Below are 24,247 nucleotides of genomic sequence, written 5' to 3' on the forward strand. Positions count from 1 at the left end.
TGGCCGGCATCGCAGCGCCCTCGCCCGACACCACACCACCCTCGCCCCACATCACAGCGCCCTCGCCCGACCTCGCAACGCCTCTACCGGTCATTGCAACGCCTCTACCATTGCAATGGCCTCTGCCGGCATTGCAGCGTCGCCCCCCGGCATCGCAGCGTCGCCCCCCGGCATCGCAGCGTCGCCCCCCGGCATCGCAGCGTCGCCCCCGGCATCGGAGGGCACCTGCCGGACCTCGCGCCGTCGCCGCCCGCGCTTGGCATCGCAGCACCGGTCGCCAGGTGGGCCCAGCCCTTCCGGCCTGGCCGCGCAGATATGCGCGCAGATATGTAGGACCCGGCTGCGGGCCCCAGACCCGCGGAGGTCACCGGCGCTGGCTGGCTCCGGGCACGCGACCCTCATCCCGGCCACGGCAGCCAGGCCGCCTGCACGAAAACGCGCCGCGAGCCGCGACCGTGGGGCAGGCTGCCGGCCTGGCCGCGCAGGTGGATGGGACCCGGCCGCGGGCCCTGGACCCACGGACGTCACCGGACCGGCTGGCTTCGGGCGCGCGGACGTCAACGGATCGGCTGGCTCGGGGCGCACGGACGTCAACGGATCGGCTGGCTCGGGGCGCACGGACGTCAACGGATCGGCTGGCTCCGGGCGCACGGTTTTCATTCCGGCCATGGGAGCCAGGCCGCCAGCACGAAGTCGCCTCGCGGGCCGCGGCCGTGGGTCAGTCGGCCGCCTGCGAGGGTGGCGCGCTCGGTGAGGCCGATCAGGCCGGTGCCGGCGCCCGGGATGACCGTTGCCGGGCGGCTGAGCGGGGCCGGGTTGCGGATGTCGATGGAGAGGCCCCGGCCGGCCGCGCCGTCGACGGTTACCTCCACCGCGGTGCCGGGCGCGTGCTTGCGGGCATTCGTCAGGCCCTCCTGCGCGATCCGGTATGCCGCGCGTCCGATGCCGGACGGCATCTCTTGGGACGGGTCGACGGTCAGGGCCAGAGTCACCTTCATTCCGGCGGCTCGGGACTCGGCGGCGAGGGCGGGCAGCTCGACCAGGGTCGGCTGGGGACGTTCCGGCGGGGACTCGCCGACCGGTTCGCGCAGCACGCCGATGACCTCACGCAGGTCCTGCAGGGCCTGGTGGGCGCTGGCGCGGATGACCCCGGCGGCGTTCGCGACCTCGGCGGGGGCCGAGTCGGGTCGAATCTCCAGCGCGCCGGCGTGCAGGCTGAGCAACGAGATGCGGTGGGCGAGGACGTCGTGCATCTCGCGCGCGATGCGGGTGCGTTCGAGGGCTCGGGCCTGGGCGACCCGCAGCTGCTGCTCGGACTCGGCCCGTTCGGCGCGGTCGCGCAGCGACACCACGAGCTCGCGGCGCGCTCGCACGATCATGCCCCAGAGCTGCACGATGCTCAGGACGGCGAGGCTCCAGAGCAGCGACTCCAGAACGGGGTTGTTTTCCTCGGGCCGCATCACGCAGAACGCCGTGTTGCTGAGCATCGCGCCCACCGTCACCACGGCCGTCACGGCGAAGCGGCGGTGCACCGCCACGGAGAACATGGCCACCAGGGCGGCGATGGTGATGGTGATCGATGCCGTGGCGCAGACCATCGCCGCGACCGCGAGGTGCACCGGCCAGCGACGGCGCCACCACAGCGCGACGGAGAAGGCGACACCGACGGGGAGGTCGCTCCAGACCATCCAGTCCGGCGTGTAGCCGAACTCCAGGATCACCACCGGGGTCGGCCTCAGCAGGTCGACCGTCACCAGCAGGGTCCAGCCGATGCTCAGCACGAAGCAGAGGATGTCGATGAGCCAGTCGCGCATCGTGCGCGGGCTGGGCGGCGCGTCCGCCTCGTCGCGCAGCACGGCCGGGAGCAGCCACCTGTATTCCGGCTGCCCGTGCGGGCTGACCGGCGCGAGCTCTCCCATGGCGGCCATCGTACGGGCGCCGTTTCCGGGCGCGATACCGACCAAAGTCGAACCGTGCGCTAGACCAAGGTTCGCCCTTGAAGACGACCTTTGGCCGTCGTGGACAGCGGCCCGACTTCGACACGCTATGACGCATGATCACGGTCCAGAACCTGAGCAAACGCTACGGACCCCACCCGGCCGTCGACGACGTGTCGTTCACCTGCACGCCCGGCACGGTGACCGGCTTCCTCGGGCCGAACGGGGCAGGCAAGAGCACCACCATGCGGATGATCTGCGGGCTCACCCCGCCCACGTCTGGCACCGCGACCGTGGACGGCGTCCCGTACCGGCGACTGGGCAACCCGGGGCGGCGCGTCGGCGTGCTGTTGGACGCCTCCGCGCAGCACGCCGGGCGCACCGGGCGCGAGGTGCTGACCCTGGCCGCGCTGACCATGGGCGTCGACACGCGGAGGGTCGACGAGAGCCTGGCACGCGTGGGCCTCAACCGCGTCGCCGCCAAGCGCCGGGTCAAGGCCTATTCGCTGGGGATGCGCCAGCGGCTCGGCCTCGCCTACGCCCTGCTCGGCGACCCGGGCATCCTCATCCTCGACGAGCCGGCGAACGGGCTCGACCCGGAGGGCATCTTCTGGATGCGCGGGTTGCTGCGCGACTTCGCCGACCGGGGCGGCACCGTGCTGCTCTCCTCACACCTGCTGCGGGAGGTGGAGGCGGTGGCGGACCGGCTCGTCGTCATCGGCGGCGGCCGGATCGTGGCCCAGGGCGACAAGGCCGAGTTGCTCGACGCGTCCGGCACAGTGGTGCGGGCGCTCGACGTGGACGCGTTGGAGTTGGCGTTGCGGCGGGCCGGGCTTATCTGCACTACGGCGGCCGACGGGGGCGTCGTGGTGCAGGCGGACGCCGAGACCATCGGGCGCCTTGCCGCCGATGCGGGGGTGGCGCTGCTCGAGCTGCGTCCGGCCGGTGGCAGTGGGCTCGAAAACCTGTTCCTGACGTTGACCGCCGGTGAGCCCCAGGAGGCCATGCGATGACCGCCGTCCAGAACGCGCCGACCTCGGCGCCCGGTGTTGCGTCTGGCTCGCCCGGTAGCCGTACCGAAAAAGGGGTCTCCCTGGCCCGACTCACCCGGGTGGAGCTGCGCAAGCTGGCCGACACCCGATCGGGTTTGTGGTTGTTGATCGCGATCGGCCTGGCCGCGGCCGGGACGGCGATAATCATGATCTCCGCGTCGCCGGACGGGGAGCAGACGTTTCGCGCGCTGTTCGCGTTCGGCCTGCTTCCGTCGAGCGTGCTCCTGCCCGTGCTCGGCATCCTCTCCATGACGAGCGAGTGGTCGCAGCGGACGGCGCTCGGCACGTTGACCCTGACGCCGGCCCGGGGGCGGATCATCGTGGCGAAGCTGGCCGCGGCGGTGCTCATCGCGCTCGCGTCGACGGCCGCGGCGGCCGCACTGTCGGCGGCGGCGAACCTGGTCGCGATCGGCACCGGCGGTGACGGCAGTTGGGAGATCACCGCGGGTCAGATCGGCCGGCTGCTGCTCAACCAGGTCATCTTCGTGCTCATGGGTTCGGCCTTCGGGGCGCTGCTGATGAATTCACCGGTGGCCATCGTGCTGTACTTCGCGCTCCCGACGGCGTGGACGGTGCTCGGCGCGATGGTCAAGTGGCTGGGGCGGGCGGCCGAGTGGCTCGACATCAACGTCACGTCGATGCCGCTGAGCGCGGCGACGATGAGCGGCGGTCAGTGGGGGCGGCTGGGTGTGGCGTGTGCGGTCTGGGTCGGGTTGCCACTGGTGCTCGGCACGGTTCGGATGCTGCGCCGGGAGATCTCCTAACGCGAGCGGGATCCGCGACGCGAGCGGCGGGTGTGAGGGCCCCGCGACACGAGCGGCCGGGCCCCAAAGGCGAGAGCGGCGGGTCTGGGGCCCACAGTGAGAGCGGCCGGCGTGGGCCCCCACAGCGAGAGCAACCGGCGTGGGCCCCCACAGCGAGAGCAGCCGGCGTGGGGTCCCGCGGCCGGAGCGGCGGGCCGTCTCCGGCGGCTCGCTCTCGCCGGGGCGGGGCGGCGGGCTTAGGCTGATGAGATGCCGATCGGTGCGCAGCCTCCCGGCCGGCGGGGAACCGTCGACAAGCCCTTCAGTGCGCTTAATCTGCGGCTCGTCCTGGCCCTGTTCGGCGTCGTCGTGTGCACGGTCCTAGCCGTCGTGCTGTTCCGGCGCGGATGGCCGGTGCCCGGTTGGCTGCTGGCCGGGTGGGCGGTGGTCGCCGCCGGTGACGCCGTCGTGGTGCAGCTGCGACGGCGGGCACGGGCGAGGGCGGAGGGCGGCCGGCATCACTCCCTCTTCGAGTAGCCGCGTCTTACCCCTTTTGTCCGCAACGTGGCGGTAGCGTCCTGGGCTGTGCGCGCCTCACTCCGCTTCTCCGCCGCCGTCCTCCTGCCCACCACCTTGTTGCTCCCGGCCGGCTCGCCGGTCACCGCAGCCGCAGCGCCGGGCACAGCGATCGCCACGACCGCTGCACCCGGCACGGCCACCGCCCCCGGCACGGCCACGACGCCCGCCACGGCCACGGCACCCGGCGCCGCCACCGCACCCGGCACGGCCACGACACCCGCCACGGCCACCGGCCCTGGCACGGCACCCGCCACGGCCACGGCACCCGGCACGGCCACCGCACCCGGCACGGCCACGACACCCGACCCCGGCACCGTCACCGTCACTGCACTCGGGACGGTCGCCGGCCCGGGCACGACACCCGACCCCGGCACCGTCACTGCACTCGGGACGGTCGCCGGCCCGGGCACGGCACCCGCCACGGCCACCGCCCCCGGCACGGAGAATCTGAGCGATGACGTCCGGGAGCCGTCCCGCAAGACGTTCTCCACCACGGGCCTCGACACACGCCAACCCGGCTTCGCCCGGCGCGCCCCCGGGCCCACCCCGACGACCGGCACCGTCCGCGAGTGGCCCGCCCTCGACGACCTAGCCGGCAAGTACTACCGCAAGAACTTCAAGCTGCGCGCCATCGGCGAGCACATCGAGGTCTGGGTAGCCGACGACATCGCCTTCCCGGCGGGCGACTGCCGCCCGACGAACTCCACCGACGTGACCGACGCCCAGGTAGCCGACCTGGTCCGCGAGTTCGACCAGACGATCTACCCGCGCGAGACCGCGGCCTTCAGCACCCCGCCGAATCGCGACGGCACCGCTCCCCAGCTCTCCGGCGACTTCACCGGCGCCGGCGACCGAACGGTGACACTGGTCGACAACATCCGCGACGACAACTACTTCGACTTCCCCGCCGCGGAGACCTATATCGCGGGTTTCTTCTCCTCGCAGCTCAACGATCTCGTCGACCGCAATGTCATGACGATCGATGTGTACGACTGGAAGCACCGCACCGGCCCCGCCCCGCTGAACGAGCCGACCGACGACCTGTGCACCAGCCGCCCGGCCCGCCCCCGGATGTACGAGGGCACCTTCGCGCACGAGTGGCAGCACCTGCTGCAGCACTACACCGACCCGGGCGAGGACCTCTGGGTGAACGAGGGCCTGTCCGACTATGCCCAGAGCCTGGTCGGGTACGCGGACGGCAACGCCACCGTGCACCACCCCGGCGCGGACACCCATCTGGTGTGTTTCCAGGGCTTCGCCGTCGTCCGGACCACCTTCAACGCCAATCCGCGCGACTGCGGCGGCGCGCAGAATTCGCTGAACCTGTGGGACGAGGGCAAGCCCGCGGAGGTCCTGGCCGACTACGGCAACGCCTACCAGTTCATGTTGTATCTGCGTGACCGGTTCGGCGCCGAGGTGCTGTCCCGGCTGCACCGCGACGGCACCCACCAGGGGTTGGCCGCGGTGCAGAGCGCGATCGGTCCGGACGCGCGCCTCTACGGCGTCCTGCACGACTTTCAGACGATGACCCTGGTCGACAAGGTCGTCGGCGAGGGCACCATGATCGGCGTGCCCCGGGAGCGGGTCAGCGTGCCCAGCCTGCGTTCGACGGTCAACCTGGCCAATCCCGCGTCCTACGACCGTCCGGGGGCCGCTCCGAACGGCGCCGACTATGTGCGGTTGCGCGATGCCGCCGGCCGGTCGCTGACGGGGAGGGCGCTGCGATCGGTGCGGTTCCATGGCGCGCGCACGCTGCCGCCGCTGTCCCTGACCTGGCAGGTCCGCGACGGTGCCCTGTTCTCCGGCGACGCCAGCAACACCGACGCCGCCGCGATCGTCACGGTGCGGGTGCCCGACGGTGAGCCGGCGCTGACATTGCGCGCCCGGTACGGCGCCGAGGAGGGTTACGACTACGGGTACGTGACGGTCTCGACCGACGGTGGTCGCACCTACCACGCGCTCGCCGGCGACCGGACGGTCTCCGGCCCGCTGGGCCCCGGCGTCACCGGTGACACCGATGGCTTCGTGCCGCATCGTTACGACCTTTCCGCGTTCGCGGGCAAGAGCGTCCTGCTCGGCTTCCGCTACGTCAGCGACGGCGCGGTGAACCAGGGCGGTTGGTATGTCGACGACGTGGCGGTGGGGACGCAGACGATCAGCGACGGCTCGAGCCTGCGGGAATTCCGGTCGCCGTCGCAGATCGCGCCGGTGGCGGTGCACGCGTGGAACGTGCGGCTGGTCGGCCTCGACGAGGCCGGGCGGCGGGCGCGGCAGGTGCCGGTGAGCCAGTTCGCGGCGCTGCGGCCGTACCCGAAGGTGGTCGCGGTGGTGGCTTACGACGAGCCCAGCGGGGAGCTCACGCAGTATGCGCCGTACACATTGACGGTGAATGGGGTTCGGCAACCCGGCGGAGCGCCGTAGCAGCCCCCGTCAGGGCGTCGGCGGCAGCACGCCGTAGACCAGCGCCGGGGAGCCCGTGCCGCCCTTGACGATCTGGCCGCCGCACCACAGCGACGCCCCGGTCTCGGGCAGGGCGGCCAGGTTGGCGAGCACCTCGACGCTGATCCGGTGCTCCCGGTGGACCAGTTTGGAGACCGCGTAGGTCGGATCGGCACCCGGGTCGGGTCCGAAGGTGTCGGTCCCGGTGCCGCCGCGCCCGCCGAGGCGTCCGGTGTCGATCAGCCACTGGATCGCGTCCACCTCGAAGCCGGGCTGGTGCATGACGCCGGCGCGGTCGTAACCGTAGTAGGCGTCGCGCCCCCACTTGGCGTCCCAGCCGGTCCAGAGGACGACGATCGACTCGGGCGGGATCGGGCCGTGGTCGCGTTCCCAGGCGAGCAGGTCCGCACGCGTCAGCGTGTAGTCGGGGTCGTTCGCGCACCGCTCCCGTACGTCGATCTTGACCGCTGGCCGGAAGAGATCCTGCACGTCGAGGTCGTCGGCGAGCGCGCCGCCGTCGGTGAAGTGCCCGGGCGCGCTCCAGTGGGTGCCGGTGTGCTCGCCCTGCCGCACGTAGTTCAGGCGGAAACCGTCCTCCGCGAGCGTCGCGACGGCCTCCACGGCGAAGGTGGGGTCGCCGGGATAGACGCAGGTCGTCGCGGGATCGGCGACGTGCGACAGGTTGACCAGATCGAGCCGCATCCCGCCAGTCTGCCGCTCCCGAACCCGCGCCGCACATTGACACTGTCACATTGACAGTGTCACGATGGTCGGCGTGTGGACGATGGACGAGCTCGTTGATCAGGTACGCCGCGCCCTCGCGGCGGAATATCCGGGCGCCCCCAACGGGCGCGTCCGCGATGTGCCCGACCGGCGCGCCATCCGGTGGTACACGACGACCGGCCTGGTCGACCGCCCGTCCGGCATGCGGGGACGCACGGCCCTCTACGGGCCGCGCCATCTCCTGCAACTCGTCGCGGTCAAGCGCCGCCAGGCGCAGGGACACTCGCTGGCCGCCATCCAGGCCGAGCTCGCCGGCGCCACCGACGCCGAGCTCGCCGAGGTGGCCCGGATGCCGACCGTGCCGTCAGTCACCGCGCCAGCGCCCGAACCGGCCCGGCCCCGGTTCTGGTCCACCCCGCCGGCTCCCCCGGCCCCGGCCCCTGCCGAGGTCGGTGGCGTCGCGCTGGGCGGCGGCGCCATCCTGATTCTTCCGGTACGCCCCCAGCCCGCCGACCACCCCGACATCGCCGCCGCCGCCGCGCCCCTCCTGGACCTGCTCGCCACCCGCGGGCTGCTCGACGCCCGCACCCACCCCGCCCCGCACACCACGCGCACGCCCGATGAGCAGCACACCGACGATGGGAGCCCCTCATGACCCTGTCCGTCTCACCGATGCAGCCGGCGGAACTCGGCCGCATCCGCGCCCTGAGCGACGCGGGCCTCGGCGCGCTCCGCACCGACCGGGGCAACCTTCCCCTGGACCGACTCGACGTCCAGGCGAGGATCAGCGGGCTCGTCGCCCACACCACGGTCACCACCGAGTTCGTCAACGCCTACGACAGCACGCTGGAGGCCACGTACGTCTTCCCGCTGCCCGACCGGGCCGCGGTCACCGGCATGACGATGACCGCGGACGGGCGCACGGTCGAGGCCGAGTTGCGGGAACGCGGCGCGGCCCGCGAGGCCTACGACCGGGCCGTCGACGCCGGTCAGCGGGCGTCCATCGCCGAGGAGGAACGTCCCGACGTCTTCACCATGCGGGTGGGCAACATCCTGCCCGGCGAGCGGGTCGTCGTCGAGCTCCGCCTGGTCGGCCCGCTGCCCTGGGAGGACGGCGCGGCGACGTTCCGGTTCCCGCTCGTGGTCGCGCCCCGTTACGTGCCCGGGATCCCCCTGCCCGGCACCCCGGTCGGCGACGGTCAGTCGCGCGACACCGACGCGGTCCCGGACGCCTCCCGGATCACTCCGCCGGTGCTGCTGCCCGGCTTCCCCAACCCGCTGCGGCTGTCGGTCGGCGTCGACATCGACACCGCCGGGCTGCCGCTGGGCGAGATCCGGTCCAGCCTGCACACGGTCACCACGGCCGGCACCCGGATCGAGATCGCCGCCGGCGAGCGGGCGGACCGCGACTTCATCCTGCGACTTCCGTACGCCGGCGACGGCTCCGGGGCGGTGTTCGTGCCGGACCGGACCGGCGACGAGCCCGGCGGCACCTACCAGCTCGTCGTGCTGCCGCCGGCCGCCGGTGACACGCCCCCGCGGGCCAAGGACGTCGTCCTGCTGCTCGACCGCTCGGGCAGCATGCGCGGCTGGAAGATGGTCGCCGCCCGCCGCGCCGCCGCCCGGGTGGTCGACACGCTCACCTCGGCCGACCGGTTCGCGGTGCTGACCTTCGACCACCAGGTTGACCGCCCGGACGACCTCGGCAAGGGTCTGTCGGAGGCGACCGACCGGCACCGGTTCCGCGCGGTCGAGCACCTGGCCCGCGTCGACGCCCGCGGCGGCACGGAGCTCCTCGCGCCGCTGAGTGAGGGCCTGTCCCTGCTGGCCGAACCTTCGGCCGGGCGCGATCGGGTGCTGGTGCTGGTGACCGACGGCCAGGTGGGCAACGAGGACCAGATCCTCGCCGAGGTGAGCGCACACATCGGCACCACCCGCGTGCACACCGTCGGCATCGACCGGGCGGTGAACGCGGGCTTCCTCGGCCGCCTCGCCACCCTCGGCGCCGGGCGCTGCGAACTGGTGGAGAGCGAGGACCGGCTGGACGAGGCGATGGAACGCATCCACCGCCGGATCGGTGCGCCGCTGGTCACCGACGTGACAGTCACCGGCGTGGAGCAGGCCCGGCCGCAGTCCCTCTTCCCCGGGGTGCCGCTGGTCGTGTTCGGCCGCTACACCGGCACCGCCCCGGCCTCGGTCGCGGTGCGCGGCCGCACCCGCGACGACAGCGACTTCGCCGTCGAAGTCCCGGCCGAGGTCCGCGACGTGCCCGCCATCACCGCGCAATGGGCTCGCACCCACCTGCGGGACCTGGAGGACCGCTACGTCGCCGGCGAGAACGGCCTGGAGTCGCAGATCGTCGCGACCTCGCTGCGCTACGGGGTGCTGTGCCGGTTCACGGCGTTCGTCGCCGTGGACAGCCGCGTGGTCCACGAGGGCGCTGAGCGGCGCCGGATCACCCAGCCCGTGGAATCACCATCGGGGTGGGAGTTGGACGAGCCGTTCCCGCTCGCCGTGGGCGCGGCAGCGGCCGCCGCGCCCAGCATGCCCCCTCCGCCCGCGCCCAGCATGCCCCCTCCGCCCGCGCCCAGCGTGGCCCCTGCGGGTGCGCCAGGCTTCGCGCCGGTCCAGGCCCGGTCGGCGCGCGGCCCACAGCCGTTCGCGGCCCTGCCGTCAACGGTGATGGCGCGCGGCGGCGGCCGCAAGATGGCCGCGCGGGGCGGCCCCGGCGTGACGCTCGACAGCCTCACCGCCATCGTCGCGGTCGAGGCGGCACGCCTGCGCGACGCCGACGACCGACCCGCGGCGGAGCGGCGTGACCTGCTGGCCGACCTGGAGACCCGGCTGTCCGCGGTGCTGGATGCCCTGACCGGGCCGGAGGTCGCCGCCCTGCGCGAGCTGGTCGAGCGGCTACGGACTCCGGGAGACCTGGCCGCGGACTGGGCATATGCCCGACAGGTCCTGGACGGCTTCGCCCCGGCGGCTGCGCACCGCAAGGCGTTCTGGAAGCGCTGACCTATGCCGGGGCCGGCCACGCCGGCCCCGGCAATCGGCGCCGGACTTACGAGCGGTCCAGAGCGAGAGCCAACCGCCGCAGCCATTGCTCCGCCGTGCCCTCCACGCCCGGATACTCGGCGGCGAAGTTGGCCCAGTCCACGTCCCGCCAGCTCAGCACCGTCGCCGCCGTGAACTCGTCGGCGAGCTCCCGCAACTCCGGCCGCATCAACTCGCGGACCAGCCCCAGGTCCACAGTGGTGTACTCGGCGAGAAGCACCGCGTCGTAGAGATCCTTGCCCTGGGGGTACCTGTCGGTGGCCAGCCACAGCAGCTTCCAGGCCAGCGACAACTCGGCGGTGGCCGCCCCAGGGAGGTCCACGCCGAGCACCGTGATCGGCTCCGGCGGGATCGGCAACGACTCGCCGAACACCAGGTCCAGTTGCACGATGCCGTCCGGAATACTGTGACCGGTGAACGGGATGACCAGGCGGCGGCCGTCCGCCCGCTCGTACGTCCAGATCGCCGACTGCGTCGTCCGCTCCGGCCGCAGCCCGGCGCCGGGAGTGGCGGCCACCGCCGCGGTGAGGTCCGCCAGCAGCGCCTCGGCGTCCGCGCTGCCGCTGGTCATCGCCGGCGGGACGACCACGAAGTCGAGATCACCGGGCTCCCGCGCCGCCGTGCCCACCCAGGAAGCCATGGTGCTGCTGCCGCGCAGCACCAGGTGGTTGGCCCACTTGATGCCCGCGATCACGGTCAACAGGTGGCGCATCGCCGACCGTCGGGCATCCTTCCACCGTTGCCCGAGCTCCGGGTCGGCGAAAACCGGCTCTCCCGCGGTGAACGCGTTGCCGTGCTGCTTGAGTGCCGGGTCGAAAGCGGCCCGTTGCGCCACGTCCCACCCCCGCCGCAGCGGCTGGTAGGTGGCCGGATAGGCGCGCGACGCGGCCGGCGCGGGAAGGTTGCGCTGCTCCCACTTCGTCACCCACGGCTCCGGCGGCGGGGCCGCGTTCAGCCAGCCCTGGTCGAGGTCGAGGTTGCTGTCGTAGACCACGTACTCCTGCTCGACGGAGGCGACGTCGTGCCCGGCCGTACGCAGAGCGGCGACGAGCCGGTCCAGTCGCTCGGTCGCGGTCGCCCGTCCCACCTTGTGGCAGCGCTGGTTGACGAACCGCTCTTCGCCGCCGTCGGTGTCGCGCCGGCGGGCGTTGCGCGACAGGCGCGCGCCGTGGGCCTCGCTCAGATCGGTGAGCGCCAGCAGGTCGGCCACCGCCGCCGACGGCAGCCGCACCTTGACGTGATGCTCGAAGTAACGGCCGTCGGGCTCGGCGCTGGCGGCGCGGTCGGTGTCCGGCACCCCGGTGGACCACGGCGCGGCCTCGATCTTGGTGCGGGTCGGCCGAATTCCCGCCTTCTTCAACCGGGCGCACCAGTCGCGGACCATGGCGTGCTGCTGCTCCAGGGTGCCGGATCCGGGCAGGGTCAGCATCGGTTGGTGCCGGGTGAATCCCCGGTCGAGCTCGATGTAGACGTACCCGAGGCCGTGTTCCGCCGCGAACGCGGCCAACGCCGCGCGGTCGTGGTCCCACCCCGTGAGGTGCGTTTCGAAGGTGCCGTTGATCACCGCGCGAGGCTAGCGCGTGGGGCCGCCACGCGACGACCGGTTTGCGTGTGGGGCGGGCCGGGGCCGTTCCCGGCTCACCACGACACGACGCCGGTGGTGCTGCCCTGCAGGGTGCCGAGCTGCAGCGTCCGCATGGTGATGTTGCTCTGCAGCGGCGAGGGAAATCCCTCCAGCGTGGCCGCCACGCCCTCGGACGACCTGGACAGGCTGCCGACCAGCGTGTTGCCGACCGGGCAATCCGTGTCACCCCGGTCGCACGCCTGCCACTTCATGCCCTGGAAGGCGGTCCTCTCCGGCCGGATGACCATGGCGACGACCGGGCCGGGCTCGTCGACAACCTCGGTCGGCACCGCCACCGGCTCGTTGGCGGCGTTGTAGAGGGTGATGAAGGCGCGGCCGTCGACGCGGCAGGCGGTGGCCGATTTGTTGGCTACCGCGACGATCGCCTTCTGGGTGCCCGGCGCTCCCGGGTTGTCGCCCTGCGCCGAGATAGACAGCGCGATGTCCGAGTTACGGCACAGCCGGACCGGCGGAGACACGGCCGGGGTGGCCGTCGCGGTCGGCGCGTCCCGGTCGCGTCCCGCCTCACCCGCGGGTGCCGCAGGGTCGGAGGCCCGGCCGCGGCCCGGCTTCCCCTCGCTGGAGGGGCTGACATTCGATCCCGCGCCGCCGCTCGGCGCCGGCAGGTCCGCCGGGGCGGCCACCGCACCTCGCGAAGCGGCGTCCGAATCCTGGCCCAGCACCAGTTGCCGGGCCGGTGGAAACATCAGCAGGCCGGCGGCCGCGATGCCGACGATGGCCGCCGCGGCCAGGGCCGGCGCCGCACGCCTCCAGCGCCGTGAGGTCACCCCGGTGCCGTGAGTCTCCGGATGTCCCCCACGTCGGCGCCGGCCGGCGCCCGGACCCGAACGCCGCACCTCCCGCACCACGCGCCGCAACTCCGGCGGGCCCGCCAGACCGGCCTCCCCCGACGGGTCCTGAGCGCCGGCCGCGAGCAGCATGTCGAGAAGGTCCGACGCGGAGGGCCGACTGCCCGGATCCTTCTCCAGCGTCGACGCGACGATGTCACGCAACGGTGCGGGAAGGCCGGTGAGATCCGGCGGCTGCGTGAGAATGGACGCGGCCGTCGCCGCCGCCGAGTCACCGCCGAACGGGGTACGGCCGGTGCCGGCGTACGCGACGACGACACCCCACGCGAACACGTCCGCGGCCGGACCCACGGTGCGGCTGGCGTCGGCCTCGAAACGCTCGGGTGCCATGTAGGCGACCGTCCCGACCATCTGATCGGTGCCGGTGTGCTGGCTGGTGGCCTCGAAGGCCCGGGCGATCCCGAAATCGATCACCTTGGGCGTGCCCAGGGAGAACAGGACGTTGCGCGGCTTGAGGTCGCGGTGGATCACGCCGGCGCCGTGGATGGCGGCCAGCGCGGTGGCCACGCCGACGGCGACGCTGTAGAGGTTGCCGCTGGTCAGCGGGCCCTGCTCGGCGACGATCTCGGCCAGGCTCGGCCCGTCGACATACTCGACGACCAGGTACGGGGTCTCGTGGTCGGCGTCCGCGTCGAGGACCTCGGCGGTGCAGAACGGCGGCACCTGCCGGGCCCGGTTGACCTCGCTGCGGAAGCGGGCGCGGAACTGCTCCTCGTACGCGTACTCGGGTTTGATGACCTTGATCGCCACCGGCCGCCGGTCGCGGCCGTAGCCGAGGTAGACGGTGCCCATGCCACCCTGGCCGAGGCGGCTCTCCAGGCGGTAACCGCCGAGCCGGCGCGGATCATTCGGCCGTAGCGGGCCCCTCACCTGGCCATCCTCTCGCTGACCGGATCACTGAACATCGCAGCGACGATACTACGTACGCGGCCGGGCCCCCCGATGCCGGCCGATCTCGACGGCCGTCGAAGCGACGACCCGCGGATCACCCGGCCTCCCCGCCGTCCGCCGACGCGCTGGCTTACCCGAGAGGTCCATCGATCCGGCGGGTCGGGTCAGAGCGGCTCGTCCGGGGGCAGCGCGAGATAGGCCGGCCGCAGCAGCTCCGCGAGTGGCACCCCGCCGTAGCTGAGCGCCGGCGGGTCGAGCTGGTCGAGCAGCAGGTCGGCGCGGGTGGCCGCTGGGGACGGTGCGGGCGCCGGGGGCGTACCCGTACCCCAGAAATCCGCCGGATCGCCGAGACCCGCGGTTGCGGGCTCGCGGGGCTCCGGGGCCGCGTCCGCCTCGTGCACCGATGTGCCGCGCAGGTCGCTGAGCCGGATCAGGAGCTCGTCGCGGCCCCGGCCCCGCCAGGCGAAGACGCCGAACGGGTCGGTCTCGAACGAGGCGGCCAGGGCGTAGCAGGTCGCCGCGAGATGGACGCACGGCATCGGCCAGCGCTCGCAGCCGCAATCCATCGCGACCTCGTCCAGCGACAGCGGCAACAGCGTCAGGCCGGCAGCGGCGAAGACGTCGTCGATGTCGTCCGGCATGCGGCCCGCCAGCAGGTCGGCGACATAGCGGGCCTGGGCCGCCAGTTCGCCCTCGACGCGCGCCCACTCCGACGCGCCGAAGGCCCGAACCGCGATGCGCGCGCGGAACGCATGGGTGTCCTCGGGACCCCGGACCTGGGCGACGACCAGGCTGCTCGAGATGGTCAGACTCCGGACGTGCCCGGCGCGGGCGTCGCGGCGGCCACGGGCGAAGGTCGGCGCCATCCGCAGCGCCTCGAACATCGCGACGAACGGCGCGGAATACCGGTCAGTCACCGATGGCCTCCGGATCCAGCCGGGCCAGGTCGCGCAGCTCGTCGGTGGACAGTGTGGTGAGCCAGCCCTCGCCGTTGCCGACCACCCGCTCGGCGAGCACACCCTTGCCGGCGATGAGCCGGTCGATGCGTTCCTCCAGGGTGCCGAGACAGACGAGGGTGTGCACCCGTACGTCGCGGTGCTGGCCGATGCGGAACGCGCGGTCGGTCGCCTGCGCCTCCGTCGCCGGATTCCACCAACGGTCCACGTGCACGACATGGTTGGCGGCGGTGAGGTTGAGCCCGGTGCCGCCCGCCTTCAACGACAGCACGAAGATCCCGGGCCGGCGGTCGGCCTGGAACTCCGCCACCATCTCGTCGCGGGCCCCGCGCGGGGTGCCCCCGTGCAGATAACGCACCGGCACCCCGAAACGGGCGGCGAGATGCGGCACCAACATCGCGCCGAACCGCGCGAACTGGGTGAAGCACAGCACGCTCTCCCCCTCGCCGAGCGCGGCGTCGAGAATCTCCTCCAGCCGCTCCAGCTTGCCCGAGCGCCCCGGCAGCGGAGAACCGTCGCGCAGCAGCTGGGCGGGGTGGTTGCAGACCTGTTTGAGCTTCGTCATCGCGGCCAGGACGAAGCCCTTGCGGCGGGTCTCGGTGGCCTCCTTGATCCGCAGCAGCATGTCGTCGAGCACCGCGCGATACAGCGTGGCCTGCTCGACGGTCAGGCCGCACAGATGCCGCGTATGGTGCTTGTGCGGCAGGTCACCGACGATCGCCGGATCGGACTTCACCCGGCGCAGCAGGAACGGCCGGGTGGCGTGGCGCAGCCGGGCGGCGGCGTCCTCGTCGGCGTACCGTTCGATCGGCACGGCATAGCGGTTACGGAACGTGTGCGCGCTGCCCAGCAGGCCAGGGTTGAGAAAGTCGAGGATGGACCACAGCTCGGCGAGACGGTTCTCGACCGGCGTGCCGCTCAGGGCGACGCGGTGCCGGGCCGGGAACCGCCGCACCGCCCGCGCCGCACCGCCCGCGCTGTTCTTGATGTGCTGCGCCTCGTCCAGCACGACCCGATCCCACGCCACGGCGGCGAGAGCGTCGGCGTCGCGGGTCGCGGTCGCATACGTGGTCAGCACGACATCCGCGCCGCGAGCCAGCCCCGCCGGATCCGGCCGGTCGGCACCGTGCAACACCCGGATCCGCAGCGACGGCGCGAACCGGGCGGCCTCCCGCTGCCAGTTCCCGAGCACCGACAGCGGACAGATAAGAAGCGTCGGCCCATCCGCGCGATGCAGCAGCAACGCCAGCAACTGCACGGTCTTGCCCAGACCCATGTCATCGGCAAGGCAGGCGCCGAGACCCAACCCGTCAAGAAAGGCCAACCACGAAAAGCCCCTCCTCTGGTACGGCCGAAGCACACCCACCAGCCCCGACGGAGGATCGAGCAACTCGAGCCGCTCGCCCAGCCGCCCGGTCAGCAGATCGGCGACCCATCCGCTGCCACGCACCTCGGTCACCGGCAGCGGCACCTCCTCGGGCGGCAGCAACCGCACCAGCCGCAAGGCATCCCCGGCGGTCATCGTGCCCCCGCCGCGCCGCAGGAACTCCAGCCCGGCACGCAGCCGCTCGGGATCGAGGTAGACCCAGCGCCCCCGCATCCGGACCAGGGGAACCTTCACTCGGGCCAGCTCGGACAGTTCGGTGTCGGTCAGCACCCGCCCGCCCAGCGACAACCCCCAGTCGTACCCGACGATCGCCCGGAGGTCGGCGGCCTCATCCCGCAGCACCGGCGCGGCGGCCTGCGGGCTGCGCACCTCACACACAAGCCCGAGGCGTTGCGGTTCACGCCACCACGCGGGCAGCAGCACCCCGAACCCGGCCTGCTCGAGCACCCCGGCGTGACCGAGGAACCGATGCGCGCCCTCGGTGTCGAGAACCAGCTCCGCCGGCCGGGCCAGCCGCAACGCGACGTCGAGCTCGCCGAACAACCGCGCGGCCCGCCCGAGCCCGGCGATGAGCCGCTCCTGCGGCCGATGCGTCCACCGCCGCAACGGGGCAACGGCGTCACGCCACACGTCGGCGGCGGGGACGAGCAGGCTGGGCTCGTCGAGCGGTTGCAGCAGGAACTCGAGCAGCCACGAGTCGCCGCTCCCGCCGGAATCCGCAGCAGCGTCGCGAACGGAGACGTCGCCACGAACGGTCACCGCGTCGGCGGGGGTCATCGCGTCGGCCGGGCTCGCCGCGATGGCCGGGCTCGCCGCGATGGCCGAGCTCGCCGCGATGGCCTGCGTCGACGCGCGGGGCGGGGTCGACGCGCGGGGCGGGGTCGACGCGTCGCGGACCGTCATCGCGCCGGTCGCGCCCGTCCCGTCGGCAGCGCTCGATGTCCCCGGCCCGGTAACCGCCCCTGGCGCGGTCGTCGCGTGCGGGGAAGTCGTGTTGTGGACGGTCGTCGCATCGGGCGGGGTTGTCGTGTCGTGGACAGTCATCGCGTCGGCCGGGGTTGTCGCGTCGTGGACTGTCGTCGCGTCGGGCTCGTCGGGCTCGGGGTCGTCGGCGAGGTGGCTGAGTCGGAAGACGAGCCGGACGGCGGCGCCGCTGCTCGCTTCCGCGTGCCACTCGTCCAGGGCATCGGCCACGGGGTCGAGCTCTCGGGGCCGGGCCTCGACGGTGGGGTCCTCGTCGGCGGTGAGAGCGGCTAGCCACGGCGCGCCGGTCAGGTGGACGCGACCTTCCGCCAGCCGGGTTCGGACCAGCCCGTCCACCAGGCGCTCCAGGGCGGCGTGCAGTGCGTCGACGGCCGGCAGGCCGGCGATGTCACCGGGACTGAGGCGTTCGGCGCGGCAGGCCGCGGGCATGACCCGGACCAGCTCGGCGTGCCGCGCGGCATCCGGCCCGGTCAGGACGGGCCGCCACAGGGTCCGGACCCGCTCACCGGCGGACCGCATGGCGGGCAGGACGCGCCCGCGAGCGACCAGGTCGGCGGCGAAGGCGCAGACCTCGGCGAGGTAGGTCAGCGAGGGCGCGGGCCGGGCGCCCCACTCGTCCGCGAGTTCGGCGGTCACGAACGGAACGGCGACCGCGGGCACCCGCCACGGCCGCAGCCGTGGCCTCCCCCGCCGGGGCGCCAGCCCGAGCTGCGGCGACGGCAACGGCCCGGCGGAGGTCGAAGGCAGCAGCAGGGTGGTCGGCCGCGGCTCACCGGCGGCGGCGAACGCACACGGGTGCGCGCCTCGCTCCCGCACCCCGGCCGGGCCGCCCTGGGGACCGACCCCCTCGAGCCAGACGGCCAGAGCGCCGTCGCGGGCGATGAACCCGTGCGACACCGCCACACCGGTCATGCCACGTGCCTCACCGTTCCAGGTGCCACGCCCGCGCCGAAAACCCCAGTCGTCCCAGGCGCCACGCCCACTCCAGGAGCCACGCCAGCGGCAAAAGCCACACCGGCCCCAAGCGCCACACCGGCCCCAAGCGCCACACCGGCCCCAAGCGCCACACCGGCCCCAAGCGCCACGCCAGCTCCAGGCGCCACACCCGCCCCAAGCGCCACACCCGCCCCAAGCGCCACACCCGTTCCAGGCATGCTCATTCCCGGTGCCATGCTCATTCCAGGTGCCATCCGATGTCGGGCGGCCGCACGCGCGCGCACCGTGGGCCGCCGTCGGGCGCGGTCAGGCCGAGGCGCGCCACGAGGACCCCGCCGCCGTCGTGGGCGGCGCGCAGCATGGTGGTGGGGACGTCGCCGAACATCAGCTTCGCCCGCCGGAACATGGCGAAGGCCGCGCCGTCGACCGTGCCCCAGCTGAGGTAGAGGAAGCGGGCGCCGGGACGACCGTGGACCCAGGGACCGCCGACGTCGAGCAGACCGTCGACCTCGCGGCTGGTCACCTCGATCTCCCACCGCGCCGCCGTGGCATCGGCGGGGAAGCGGTCGACGACCTCGGCCTTGCGCTGCACGCCGACGTGCACGTTGCCGCGCCGCAGGGCGTCGGCCTCGGCTCCGCCTCGCCGCCCCGGCAGGTCGTCGCCCTCGATCCGGATGAACACGCCTGAACTCTAGGCCGCCCCTCCGACATTTCTCCGGCGCGGCACTCGGACCTGCGGTGACGGCGACCAGTTGACCGATCAGTCAACCAGGCCCTAGGGTGAGTTGACCGATCAGTCAAGCGGCATCCGCGCAGTTGACCGGTCGGTCAACCGACGGTCGCGCCGTGAGGCGGGCACAAAGGAAAGGCACCACCATGGGAGACAAATTCGCGGCAAGCCGTACCCGGGTCGCCGCCGTGCCGGTTGCCGGGAAGCACAACATCAACGCCTTCCTGGTGATCGGGCGGCGTCCGATCCTCGTCGACGCCGGCATTCCCGGCAGCGCGGACCGGATCTACGAGGGCATCGCCCGGCTCGGCGTCGACCCGGGCGACCTGGCGCTGATCGTTCTCACCCACGCCCACATCGACCACTTCGGCGCGGCGGCCGAGTTGCGGCGGCGGACCGGCGCTCCCGTCGCCGGGCACGTCGCCGACGCCGGGCAGTACCGCAGCGGACGGGTCCGCAAGCCGTACCTGCCGACCGGTCCGATGGGCCGCCTGCTGGCCCGGGCACGGGCTTTGCATGTCCGGGCCGAGCCGGTCGAGCCCGACGTGCTGCTCGACGGGCCGACGGCGCTCGACGACTTCGGGGTCGATGCGCGGGTCATGCCCACGCCCGGGCACACGGCCGGGTCGGTGTCCGTGTTGACCGGCGAGGGCGACCTCGTCGCGGGCGATCTGATCGCCGGTTCCTTCATGGGGCTCATCCGGGGTCGGCCGGCCAATCCGCCCTTCCACGACGATCCGGCGGGCAACCTGGCCAGCCTGCGCGAGATGCTGGCGCTGCGGCCGCGGGCGCTGCACGTCGGGCACGGCGGGCCACTGGACCCGGACCGCGTCGCCGGCTGGGTCACCCGGGAGCAGCGGCGTCAGGACAGGCTCGCGCGCCAGGGACGGCTGACGCGACGGGCGGCCCAGCACAGCTCGTAGCGTCGCCGCGGAGCCGCTCGACCACGGCCGGGCGTGGAGACCCCGACAGACGGGCACCACGCCGCCGACGAAAGCCGCCGAACGAGAGCCGCCGAACGAGAGCGGCCGAACGAGAGCCGCCGAACGAGAGCCGCCCACGAAAGCCGCGCAATGAACGACGAAAGCCGCCAGCCGGACCAGGCGCGGTGCCGGCGGGCGGAATGGGTCTTGTTACCTTTGCCGGGTCGTCGGTAAGGAGGCCGCGGATGGCGAACGACACCCGCGAGCGCATCGTCGTGGTGGCTCGTGACCTCGTGCACGGCGCCTCGCTCGCGCAGGTCAGCACCGAGGAGGTCTGCCGCGCCGCGGGCATCCACAAGGGCAGTCTCTACCACTTCTTCCCGTCCAAGAACGCGCTCGGCACCGCGGTGCTGGAGCGCAACTGGGACATGATGAGCGCGGTGCTCCAGGCGGCGTTCGCCGACGACGTCGCACCGCTGGCGCGCATCGATCGGTTCGTCGACAGCTTCGCCGAGATGCTCGCCGCGCTGCGGCAGCGGATGGGTGCCACCCCGGGCTGTCCGTTGGGCGGGCTCGCCGCGGAGATGGCCGGCCACGGCGACGATGCCCGCGCCCAGGTCACCCGGATCCTGGCGGGCTGGACCCGCTACTTCACCGAGGCGATCGCCGAGGCGAAGGGCCGTGGCGAGATCGCCGCGGCGGTCGACCCCGGCGAGGCGTCGATGCGGCTGCTGGCTCACCTGCAGGGCTATGCCCTGATGGCCAAGGCGTACGACGATCCGGACGTGCTTCGGCAAGCCAAGACCGGGATGCGGATGCTGTTGGGGGCCGAGGCGCCGGCCGACTAGGGCGCGGACATGACCTTGTGGTCCGCGCGGACCGGGAAGCTGATCGGTCCGCGTACGGTGCTCGAGACCCGGCGCCGCAGCGGGCCCGCGCGGCGGAGGTGGGGCATGCGTTCCGCGAGGCGTTGCAGCGCCACCGTCGCCTCCAGCCGAGCGAGCGGTGCCCCCACGCAGTAGTGGATGCCGCTGGAGAACGCGAGATGCTCGGTCGTCGGGGCGCGCTGGATGTCGAACCTGTCCGGGTCGGGGAAGGCCGCCGGGTCGCGGTTGGCCGCGCCGATGAGGGTCACCACGAACTGGCCCTCGCGGACCCGTTCTCCCGCCAGATCCAGGTCCTGGTGGGCGCAGCGGGCCGTGCGCTGCACCGGCGGGTCGTAGCGCAGGGTTTCCTCGACCGCCGCCGAGGCGAGACCGGCCGGGTCGGCGCACAGGGCCGCCCACTGGCTCGGGTGCGCGAGCAGGGCGTCGACCGCGTTGCCGATCAGGTTGACCGTGGTCTCGAAGCCCGCCACCAGCAGCAGCGTGCACATCGGGACCATCTCCTCGGGGCGCACCCGGTCCCCCTCGGCCGCCACGATGGCGCTGATCACATCGTCGGCGGGCGAGGTGCGGCGCAGGGCGAAGAGGCGTTCGAACAGCCCGTTCAGGTCCTTTCTCGCCGCCTGGAGGCGGGCGGCGTGGGTGAGCGAGCGGATGCCGTCGAGGGCGCTGCCGATCACGGTGCCGTAGCGGGCGAACCGGGCGGCGTCGGCGTCGGGGACGCCGAGCAGGTCGGTGATGACGGCGATCGGCAGCGGCGCGGCGAACGCCGGGACCAGGTCGAACTCGCCCTCGGCGGCCGCCTTGTCAAGCAGGCCGTCGACCGTCGCCTCGACGCGGGCGCGGTAGCCGCCGATCCGCTTGGGGGTGAACGCCGGCTGCGCCAGGCGGCGCAGCCGGGTGTGGTCGGGCGGGTCGCGGTCGAGGAAGGACATGTCGAATCCCTCGGCCGGCGGGGTGGGCACGGTCAGTTCCGCGGAGCGTACGCCGAAACGCCGGTCCCGCAGCACGCTGTCGCACAGCGCGTGACTGGTGGTCACCCAGTGGCCGAGGCGGGTGGGTCCCAGGGCCGGCATGCCGCGGTAGATCGCGTACGGGTCGTCGCGGCCGGGCCGCAGGTGCAGCAACGACATCGGGTCGCGCCGCACGTACCCGTGGTAGAGGAAGTCGAGCCGCCTGCCGTGCAGGGCCGCGGCGAAGCGCAGGGTCTCGGCGAGATCAGCCCTTGTCCTGCCAGCGAGGTCAGCCATTGTCGCGCAGCCAGGCGTCGATGAGGCCGCCGAAGTGGCCGAGGAAGCGTTCGTGCTCGTGCGGCGGATGCATGGCGCGGACCGTCTCGCCGAGCAGGGACCGGAATTCCGGGGAGTCGACCCAGTCGTGGACCAGCTCGTCGACGTGGGAGAGGTGTTTCTCGCAGAATTCCTCGTACCTGTCGATTTCGAAGTAGTCGTCCGCGAGCCGGCGGTAGAAGCCGAGCTTCTCCGGATAGGACAGGTCGGGGTCGTCGGCGACGGCGAAGTAGGCCGAGGTGTCCATGTCGAGCCGGGGCTTGCGGTCGGTCACGACGCAGTAGACGCTCCAGCGCACCAGGGCCGCCATCGCCCAGGGGAAGTAGTAGTGCAGCGAGGTCACCGCCACGTCGGGGCAGGCGTTGGCGTAGTCGATCGGGTGCACGTCGTCGCCCTTGACCAGCGACTCGCAGGAGTTGAACTCCCAGCGGAAGAACGCGTTGACCAGCCGGGAGATGGTGACGACCTCGTCGCCCACCGCGTCGCTGAGGAAGTGATGGTCGACCGCGTACCGCTCGTGCATCGGCAGTTCGGGGCGGAACTTCATCACCATCGTCTCGGGTCCGATGGTGAGCGAGCGGGCGAAGACGTCGTAGTCCTCGACGGCGGCCTGCAGGTGCATGAGCCGCTCCCCCGAGGCGTCGTAGGCAGCGTGCAGTTCGGCCGCGTCGCGGATCCTGGACACGCCGACCCAGGCGCCGCCGTCGTACGGCTTCATGAACATCGGATAGCCGACCGTCGCGGCCAGCTCGTCCAGGTCGAACGGCTGGTTGTAGCGCGCCGAGGTGTAGGCGTACCGGGAGTTGTCCAGGGGGTTCTTGAACGGCACCAGGACCGTCTCGGGCACCTTCAGGCCGAGCCGCATCATCGCGCAGTAGGCGGCGTGCTTCTCCATGGACTGGAAGGTGAACGGGCTGTTGAGCAGGTAGACGTCGTCCATGAGGGCGACCTTCTTGAGCCACTCGCGCGGGTGGTAGTACCAGTACGCGAGCCGGTCGATGATCAGGTCGTGCTTCGGCGAGTCGCGCAGGTTGAACGGTTCGATGGTGACCCGCACGCTGCGGGTGCGATGCGTGCGCCCGGCGGCGTCGGTGATCGCCCCGACCCGGCGCAGCAGGGCCTCGTACGCCCGTGGCCAGTCGTCCTCGGTGCCCAGCAGCAGTCCGATGGTGTGCTCGACGTCGGCCATTGGCGCCTCCTTGCTAGTTGAACACCTTCCGCAGCAGTGCGGTGAGATGCGGGTCGAGCGCGTCGCGCCAGGCGGTCCAGTTGTGCGCGTCCGGCACTTCGGCGAACGTCACGGCATACCCGTGATCGCGCAGAGCACGCGCCATGTCCTTGTTGTTGGCGAGGTTCTCCTCCACGGTGCCGCACGTGAGCGCGACCGGCACGCCGGGACCGTCGTCGGCGCGGACCACCCGGCCGGTGAATCGCACGATCCGCAGGTAGCGCCGGAAGCCGGACTCCTGCCGGTCGTGGCGCGGCCGGAAGAAGCTGGCCGACTGGAGGAACAGGCCGGCGAACCCGGTCGGGTGCCGGCGCTGGGCGTGCAGCATGGCGAGCCCACCGAGGCTGGCGCCGACGCCCACCACGGGCCGCGTGGTGCCCAACTCGGCGGCGATCTTGGGCAGCACGTCTCCCGCGAGCGCGCGGGCGTACGCCGGGCTGGCCGAATACCACTCGAGCCGTTCCCCGGGCGGCAGTAGGACCAGGTGGTACGGCGGCAGCCCGCCGGCGCCGATCATGGCCGCGGTGTAGCGGCCGAGTTCGCCGTAACGGTCGTAGTCGGGACCGTCGTGGGCGACGACGACCCGGTCGGTGGCCACGTCCGGCGACCAGACGCGGGCGACCATCTCGCCGTGCACGGCGGGCAGCGGCAGGTAGACGTCGTGCCACCGGCCGGCGCAGCGGGGCAGGTGCAGCCAGCCGGGTTCGCGGTAGTCGGGGCACCACAGCACCGACGCGTCGCCCTGCCGGCGCGGGTTGTCCGGGTCGGCGACGGTCTCGCTGTGGCCGCCGAGCTCGAGGGTCAGGCGGTACTCGAGGCGGTGCACGTCCGGCCGGGGCAGGCGCAGCTCCCAGGCGCGCAGATCGTCACGGTAGTGGAAGTCGCCGCTTGCGACGCTGGACTCCAGCCGTACGCCGACGAGCCGGTGCTCGTGGTCACGCAGCCGGAAGCCGATCTCGGTCGCGGTGCACCACGATCCGGCCGCTGGCTCCATGTCGGAACCTTAGCCGGTCGGCGGC

Annotated in this window: 18 protein-coding genes; 8 read left to right on the forward strand and 10 right to left on the reverse strand. The window is 72.8% G+C overall.

Annotated elements, in window-relative coordinates; genetic code table 11:
• Positions 1 to 656 precede the first annotated feature (656 nt).
• Complete coding sequence (locus AB0M36_RS29260) at positions 657 to 1,919, reverse strand: histidine kinase (RefSeq protein WP_364163695.1); 1,263 nt, start codon at positions 1,917 to 1,919, stop codon at positions 657 to 659.
• A gap of 134 nt (positions 1,920 to 2,053) precedes the next feature.
• Between AB0M36_RS29260 and AB0M36_RS29265 the strand changes: the two genes are divergently transcribed.
• The 4 genes from AB0M36_RS29265 to AB0M36_RS29280 all read left to right on the forward strand — a co-directional run bounded on the left by AB0M36_RS29265 (position 2,054) and on the right by AB0M36_RS29280 (position 6,732).
• Positions 2,054 to 2,950 carry an ATP-binding cassette domain-containing protein gene (locus tag AB0M36_RS29265; protein ID WP_364163697.1) on the forward strand — a complete coding sequence of 299 codons (897 nt, stop codon included), beginning with the start codon at positions 2,054 to 2,056 and terminating at the stop codon, positions 2,948 to 2,950.
• Positions 2,947 to 3,753, forward strand: coding sequence for an ABC transporter permease (locus AB0M36_RS29270; protein ID WP_364163700.1), 807 nt, complete (start codon positions 2,947 to 2,949; stop codon positions 3,751 to 3,753). Before AB0M36_RS29265 ends, AB0M36_RS29270 begins: the two co-directional genes overlap by 4 nt.
• Positions 3,754 to 4,002: 249 nt before the next feature.
• Positions 4,003 to 4,269: a hypothetical protein gene (locus tag AB0M36_RS29275; RefSeq protein WP_364163703.1), complete on the forward strand. Its 267-nt coding sequence runs from the start codon at positions 4,003 to 4,005 to the stop codon at positions 4,267 to 4,269.
• A gap of 48 nt (positions 4,270 to 4,317) precedes the next feature.
• Positions 4,318 to 6,732, forward strand: a complete 2,415-nt coding sequence (locus tag AB0M36_RS29280) for a peptidase M6 immune inhibitor A (RefSeq protein ID WP_364163706.1) — start codon at positions 4,318 to 4,320, stop codon at positions 6,730 to 6,732.
• 9 nt (positions 6,733 to 6,741) lie between these two features.
• Here AB0M36_RS29280 and AB0M36_RS29285 read toward each other — a convergent pair whose 3' ends face one another.
• On the reverse strand, positions 6,742 to 7,452 hold the full coding sequence (locus AB0M36_RS29285) for a cyclase family protein (RefSeq protein ID WP_364163709.1): 711 nt from the start codon (positions 7,450 to 7,452) through the stop codon (positions 6,742 to 6,744).
• 64 nt (positions 7,453 to 7,516) lie between these two features.
• Between AB0M36_RS29285 and AB0M36_RS29290 the strand changes: the two genes are divergently transcribed.
• Both AB0M36_RS29290 and AB0M36_RS29295 read left to right on the forward strand, forming a co-directional pair.
• Positions 7,517 to 8,128, forward strand: coding sequence for a MerR family transcriptional regulator (locus tag AB0M36_RS29290; protein WP_364163712.1), 612 nt, complete (start codon positions 7,517 to 7,519; stop codon positions 8,126 to 8,128).
• Positions 8,125 to 10,488 (forward strand): VIT domain-containing protein, encoded by a 2,364-nt coding sequence (locus AB0M36_RS29295; protein ID WP_364163714.1) that lies wholly within the window; start codon positions 8,125 to 8,127, stop codon positions 10,486 to 10,488. Before AB0M36_RS29290 ends, AB0M36_RS29295 begins: the two co-directional genes overlap by 4 nt.
• A 46-nt stretch (positions 10,489 to 10,534) precedes the next feature.
• Here the strand turns inward: AB0M36_RS29295 and AB0M36_RS29300 are convergent, their stop codons facing one another.
• The 5 genes from AB0M36_RS29300 to AB0M36_RS29320 form a co-directional block, all read right to left on the reverse strand.
• Positions 10,535 to 12,091 carry a nucleotidyl transferase AbiEii/AbiGii toxin family protein gene (locus tag AB0M36_RS29300; protein ID WP_364163717.1) on the reverse strand — a complete coding sequence of 519 codons (1,557 nt, stop codon included), beginning with the start codon at positions 12,089 to 12,091 and terminating at the stop codon, positions 10,535 to 10,537.
• 74 nt (positions 12,092 to 12,165) lie between these two features.
• Complete coding sequence (locus AB0M36_RS29305; RefSeq protein WP_364163720.1) at positions 12,166 to 13,890, reverse strand: protein kinase; 1,725 nt, start codon at positions 13,888 to 13,890, stop codon at positions 12,166 to 12,168.
• A 185-nt stretch (positions 13,891 to 14,075) separates the two neighbouring features.
• Positions 14,076 to 14,828 carry a hypothetical protein gene (locus AB0M36_RS29310; protein ID WP_364163723.1) on the reverse strand — a complete coding sequence of 251 codons (753 nt, stop codon included), beginning with the start codon at positions 14,826 to 14,828 and terminating at the stop codon, positions 14,076 to 14,078.
• Entirely contained in the window at positions 14,821 to 18,150 is a 3,330-nt protein-coding gene (locus tag AB0M36_RS29315; RefSeq protein WP_364163726.1) for a DEAD/DEAH box helicase, read from the reverse strand. The genes AB0M36_RS29310 and AB0M36_RS29315 overlap by 8 nt, the downstream gene beginning before the upstream one ends.
• 262 nt (positions 18,151 to 18,412) lie before the next feature.
• Positions 18,413 to 18,856: a DUF5990 family protein gene (locus AB0M36_RS29320; protein ID WP_364163728.1), complete on the reverse strand. Its 444-nt coding sequence runs from the start codon at positions 18,854 to 18,856 to the stop codon at positions 18,413 to 18,415.
• A 194-nt stretch (positions 18,857 to 19,050) separates the two neighbouring features.
• On the opposite strand from AB0M36_RS29320, the gene AB0M36_RS29325 reads away from it, so the two are divergent.
• Together AB0M36_RS29325 and AB0M36_RS29330 are read left to right on the forward strand one after the other, a co-directional pair.
• Positions 19,051 to 19,827 (forward strand): MBL fold metallo-hydrolase, encoded by a 777-nt coding sequence (locus AB0M36_RS29325; RefSeq protein ID WP_364163731.1) that lies wholly within the window; start codon positions 19,051 to 19,053, stop codon positions 19,825 to 19,827.
• Between the two features lie 245 nt (positions 19,828 to 20,072).
• Positions 20,073 to 20,675 carry a TetR/AcrR family transcriptional regulator gene (locus AB0M36_RS29330; protein ID WP_364163734.1) on the forward strand — a complete coding sequence of 201 codons (603 nt, stop codon included), beginning with the start codon at positions 20,073 to 20,075 and terminating at the stop codon, positions 20,673 to 20,675.
• Here AB0M36_RS29330 and AB0M36_RS29335 read toward each other — a convergent pair.
• From AB0M36_RS29335 to AB0M36_RS29345, 3 genes are read right to left on the reverse strand one after another with little or no spacing between them, the layout of a single operon-like run.
• The gene (locus tag AB0M36_RS29335) at positions 20,672 to 21,961 is read right to left on the reverse strand and encodes a cytochrome P450 (RefSeq protein ID WP_364163737.1); all 1,290 of its coding nucleotides are present in this window, start codon (positions 21,959 to 21,961) and stop codon (positions 20,672 to 20,674) included. The genes AB0M36_RS29330 and AB0M36_RS29335 overlap by 4 nt on opposite strands.
• Positions 21,954 to 23,189, reverse strand: a complete 1,236-nt coding sequence (locus tag AB0M36_RS29340; RefSeq protein WP_364163740.1) for a hypothetical protein — start codon at positions 23,187 to 23,189, stop codon at positions 21,954 to 21,956. The genes AB0M36_RS29335 and AB0M36_RS29340 overlap by 8 nt, the downstream gene beginning before the upstream one ends.
• Before the next feature lie 13 nt (positions 23,190 to 23,202).
• Positions 23,203 to 24,222 carry an alpha/beta hydrolase-fold protein gene (locus AB0M36_RS29345; RefSeq protein WP_364163742.1) on the reverse strand — a complete coding sequence of 340 codons (1,020 nt, stop codon included), beginning with the start codon at positions 24,220 to 24,222 and terminating at the stop codon, positions 23,203 to 23,205.
• Positions 24,223 to 24,247 lie beyond the last annotated feature (25 nt).

Source organism: Actinoplanes sp. NPDC051346 (genome assembly GCF_040682215.1).
Taxonomy (GTDB): domain Bacteria; phylum Actinomycetota; class Actinomycetes; order Mycobacteriales; family Micromonosporaceae; genus Actinoplanes.